General features: G+C 70.9%; 5 protein-coding genes and 1 tRNA gene. 2 read left to right on the forward strand and 4 right to left on the reverse strand.

What is annotated here, in order from left to right; all coding sequences use genetic code 11:
• The first annotated feature begins 85 nt into the window (after positions 1–85).
• Positions 86–158, forward strand: a tRNA-Arg gene (locus ACTHL4_RS14765).
• Positions 159–201: 43 nt separating this feature from the next.
• Positions 202–612 (forward strand): hypothetical protein, encoded by a 411-nt coding sequence (locus ACTHL4_RS14770; protein WP_440283524.1) that lies wholly within the window; start codon positions 202–204, stop codon positions 610–612.
• A gap of 8 nt (positions 613–620) precedes the next feature.
• Here the strand turns inward: ACTHL4_RS14770 and ACTHL4_RS14775 are convergent, their stop codons facing one another.
• The 4 genes from ACTHL4_RS14775 to ACTHL4_RS14790 all read right to left on the reverse strand — a co-directional run.
• Positions 621–1,295, reverse strand: a complete 675-nt coding sequence (locus tag ACTHL4_RS14775) for an N-acetylmannosamine-6-phosphate 2-epimerase (protein WP_440283525.1) — start codon at positions 1,293–1,295, stop codon at positions 621–623.
• On the reverse strand, positions 1,292–2,260 hold the full coding sequence (locus ACTHL4_RS14780; protein ID WP_440283526.1) for an ROK family protein: 969 nt from the start codon (positions 2,258–2,260) through the stop codon (positions 1,292–1,294). The genes ACTHL4_RS14775 and ACTHL4_RS14780 overlap by 4 nt, the downstream gene beginning before the upstream one ends.
• 10 nt (positions 2,261–2,270) lie before the next feature.
• Entirely contained in the window at positions 2,271–3,212 is a 942-nt protein-coding gene (locus tag ACTHL4_RS14785; protein WP_440283527.1) for a dihydrodipicolinate synthase family protein, read from the reverse strand.
• 3 nt (positions 3,213–3,215) lie between these two features.
• Positions 3,216–4,061 (reverse strand): oligopeptide/dipeptide ABC transporter ATP-binding protein (locus tag ACTHL4_RS14790; RefSeq protein WP_440283528.1); only part of this gene is annotated, 846 nt, incomplete at its 5' end.

Raw genomic sequence — 4,061 nt, forward strand, 5'->3', positions numbered from 1 at the left:
ACGTCCCCCCCGGGTCGAGAACGGCCCGGCCCCGAGCCGGGTCGTGTTGTGCGCCTACACTTGGCGGCGCGGGGCAGACCGGCGCGCCCCCGTAGCTCAGGGGATAGAGCACCGCTCTCCTAAAGCGGGTGTCGCATGTTCGAATCATGCCGGGGGCACAACAGCCTGATCGACGGAACCAGTGGGTCGAAAGCACCTGTGGTGCGTCGTCACCTCAGCCATCCGCGCGCGCCGTATGCCGGGAAGCTCACCGCTCCACCACCAGCCGGCCGGACGGCCCGGCAGTCGGCGCTGGCGGAGGTGCCGATCAATCTGCTGGCCGAGACCGCGCATGCGGCGGCCCGGCATCCCCAGAGCCGCATGGTGGCAACGGTGGCCAGTCGACCTTCGTTGATCATCACCGCGTGGCTGCGGCGGGTGGAGCAGCTTCACGAGTTCGAGCGGTCGCTGCTGGACAAGGTGCCGCAGCTCACCGTGTCGCAACGCCTGGTCGGGCTGCGGACCGTCAAGCGGATGGGTCGCATTCTCGACGGCCAGGGTCGCGCGGTGCACGCGGTGCCGATGGATCACTGGAGCGATCCGTTGGCGTATGCCGCAGCGCCCCGCGCATGAGCCAGCGGTCAGCCCAGCGCGTCGGCGAACCAGCCGGTGATCGTGGCAGGGTGCGTGATGGCCGTGCCCACGACCACGCTGAACGCTCCCGCGTCGATCGCCGCGCGCGCCTGGGCCGGGGTGTGCACGCGGCCTTCGCAGATCACCGGAACGTCGACCGTTGCGGCCAACTGCTCCACCAACTGCAAGTCGGGACCGTCCGTCTTTCGCGTGTATGGCGTGTAGCCCGCCAGCGTCGTACCGACCAGGTCCGCGCCCGCGTCCGCCGCGGCCCGGCCCTCCTCCGCTGTGGAGCAGTCCGCCATGACCAGAACGTCTGTGCGCTGGCGCAATTCGGCGATCGTCTCCGCGACGGTGCGTCGGTCGGGCCGCTCCTGCACGGTGCCGTCGAGGGCGACGATCTCCACCCCGGTCTCGGCGACCGCGAGCGCGTGCTCCAGCGTGGGCGTGATGTAGACCCGCGCGTCACCGTCCTTCCACAGCCCGATCACCGGCAGGTCGACCCCCCGGTGGATCATTCGCAGGTCGTCCAGACCCTGCGCCCGAATGGCCGCCGCCCCACCGCGCGCGGCGGACAACGCCACCTGGGTCATCGTGCGCGGGTCACGCATCGGCTCACCCGGGTAGGCCTGGCAGGACACGATCAGCCGGCCACGCAGTGCCTCGATCACGTTGTCCGTCAACGGCTTTCCTCTCCATTCAGCAGCATCAGACTGGCCGCACCGGCCAGCGCCGCGTCGGCGCCGAGCCGGCTACGGCATACCCGCACGTCCACGGTCGCCGGCAACAACTGCTCCCGCAGCGCACGCTCCATCGGCGCCCACCACGCGTCGCCGGCGCCGACCACGCCGCCACCGATCACGACGACCTGCGGATCCAGCAAATTCACGGTGCCGCCGACGGCCGCGCCGAGTGCCTGCGCGCCCTCGTCGAGCACCGAGCGCGCAATGTCCGAACCTGCGGCGGCGTCGGCCACCAGCTGCTGCACGGTCGTCACCTGCCGCCGCACCCGCGCGCTGTATGACGCCGCCAGCGCCGGACCCGCCGCGACCGCCTCGAGGTGACCCACGCGTCCGCAGACACAGGGCCGACCGGCCGCCGCAGCGACCGGGATGTGCCCGAGATGCCCCGCGACGTCGTGCGCGCCGAACATCACCTCTCCCCCACCCACGTACGACGCACCGACGCCGGTCCCGACCGCGACCATCAGCAGCGAGTGCGCGCCGGCGGCCGCACCGATCCAGGCCTCGCCCAGCGCGTGTGCGTGCACGTCGTTGACGACACGAACCGGCAACCCGGTCGCATCCGAGATCCGTTCGCGCACCGGCGTTCCCGCCCAGTCGCGCAACACGCTCGTGGCCGACCGCACCACCCCGGTGCGATGGTCGATCACCCCGGCCGACCCGACCCCGACGCCGACCGGATCTGCGCCGTCGCCGACCTCGTGGACCAGCCGGCACACCGTCGCCAGGATCGCGTCGGGACCGTCCGGACCCGGCGTCGCCGCAGCCGCGCGCTGTATGACGCCACCGGCGCCGTCCACCAGCGCCGCGATCGTCTTGGTGCCGCCGATGTCGACGCCGACGGCGCGGCCCGACCCGACGACGCAGCGCGACCCGACGACGGCGCCGGAGCGGTCGATGCTCATCGACGAATGCTCATCGACGGACGTCGAGCCCGGCGAGCTCCAATTGCTCACGGACCCGGCCCGTTTCGGCCTCGTCGAAGCGTCGCATCGGCAGCGACACCGTCGGTGAGTCGATGACGCCCAGCAGGTGCAGTGCGGCCTTGAACGCACCGACTCCGCGGGTCGCACCGGCCGTCGTCGCCGGATCCGCCGCGTCCACGATCCGGAAGAGCCGGCCCAGCCGCTCCTGCTCCACCCGTGCAGCGGCCCAGTCCTGTTTGTCGGCATACGAATGCAGCCGCACGTAACCGGCCGGGTCGACGTTGCCGAGCCCGGGCACCGAGCCCGACGCTCCGGCCAACAGCATCCCGTCGACGACCAGTTCGTGACCGGTCAGCAGTGCGAAACCTGCGTCGTCCTGATCGTCCAGTCCGATCCGCAGCTGCCGGAAGGCGACGTCGTCACCGCTGGAGTCCTTCACCCCGGCCAGCACACCCTCGCTCGCGAGTCGCAGCAACAGCTCCAGGGACAGCTTGCGGCCCACGCAGACCGGGATGTCGTAGGCGAGCACCGGCAGCGACGACGCGGAGGCGACGGCGCGCAGGTGGCGTTCGATCTCGTGCGGACCGACGATCGCGTAGAACGGAGCCGTCACCACGGTCGCGTCGGCGCCCAGCCGTTCGGCGGCACGCACCCGCTCCAGCACCCGCGGGGTCGCCGGCTCGATGCAACCGGCCATGACCGGCACACTGCCGGCGGCGGTCCGGACGATGACGTCGAGCGCGATGTCTCGCTGGTCGTCGGTGAGGAAGACGGTCTCGCCGGAGCTGCCGAGCGCGAAGAGCCCGTCGACGCCGCCGTCGAGCAGGTGCTGCACCAGTCGCTCGAGCGAGCGCCGGTCCACGGTCCCGTCCTCGTGCAGCGGTGTCACGACGGGCGGGATCACGCCGGTGTAGGTGGTGCGGGTGGTCACGGTTCACGCTCCTTGCGCAGCTGCTGCATGTTGGTCGGCGGTTGCCTCACGCAGCAATTCTGTTGTGGTTGTTGATGGTTCGATGGGGTGATAGCAGCGGACGAGATGGTTGTCGGCGACGGCGTCATACGCCGGCATCTCGGTGGCGCAGGTTTCGTCGGCGCGCCAGCAACGGGTCCGGAAGGGACAACCGCTGGGCGGCGACGACGCGGACGGCACCGACCCGCCGAGTGGGATCGGGTCGGTGGGGTGCAGCAGGCTGGGCGCGGCCGAGAAGAGCGCACGGGTGTAGGGGTGCCGTCCGTCGTCCGGCAGCCCGGCGGCCGGAGCCTGCTCCACAATTCGGCCCAGATACATCGTGATGACACGGTCGCTGACCCGCTTGACGGTCTGAATGTCGTGTGACACGAACACCATTGCCAGATTCAGCTCGCGCTTGAGGTCGAGCAGCAGGTTGAGGATCTGCGCACGCACCGAGACGTCGAGCGCACTGGTCGGCTCGTCGGCGACGACCAACGACGGGTCCAGAGCCAGCGCCCGGGCGATCGAGACGCGCTGTCGCTGGCCCCCGGACAACGACGTCGGCAGCACATCCGCCAACGATGCCGGCAGTCCGACGAGGTCCATCAGCTCGCGCACCCGGGAGGTCCGGTCCGCAGCCGACTTCCAGCGATGCACGTCCAAGGGGTCCCGGATGATCTCCGACACCGGCATCCGCCGGTTCAGCGAGCCGGACGGATCCTGGAAGATCATCCCGACCCCGCGTCCGAGTACCGAGCGCCGCTCCCTGGCGGACATCGCCCACACGTCTTCGCCCTCCCAGAGCAGCGCCCCGGAGGTGGGCCGCTG

This window comes from Flexivirga sp. (genome assembly GCF_051955415.1).
In the GTDB taxonomy this organism is placed as follows: Bacteria; Actinomycetota; Actinomycetes; order Actinomycetales; family Dermatophilaceae; genus Flexivirga.

Bases quoted from the DNA above. Each gene is read 5' to 3' on its own strand.
- ACTHL4_RS14780 (WP_440283526.1), bottom strand. From the start codon at position 2,260: ATGAGCATCGACCGCTCCGGCGCCGTCGTCGGGTCGCGCTGCGTCGTC.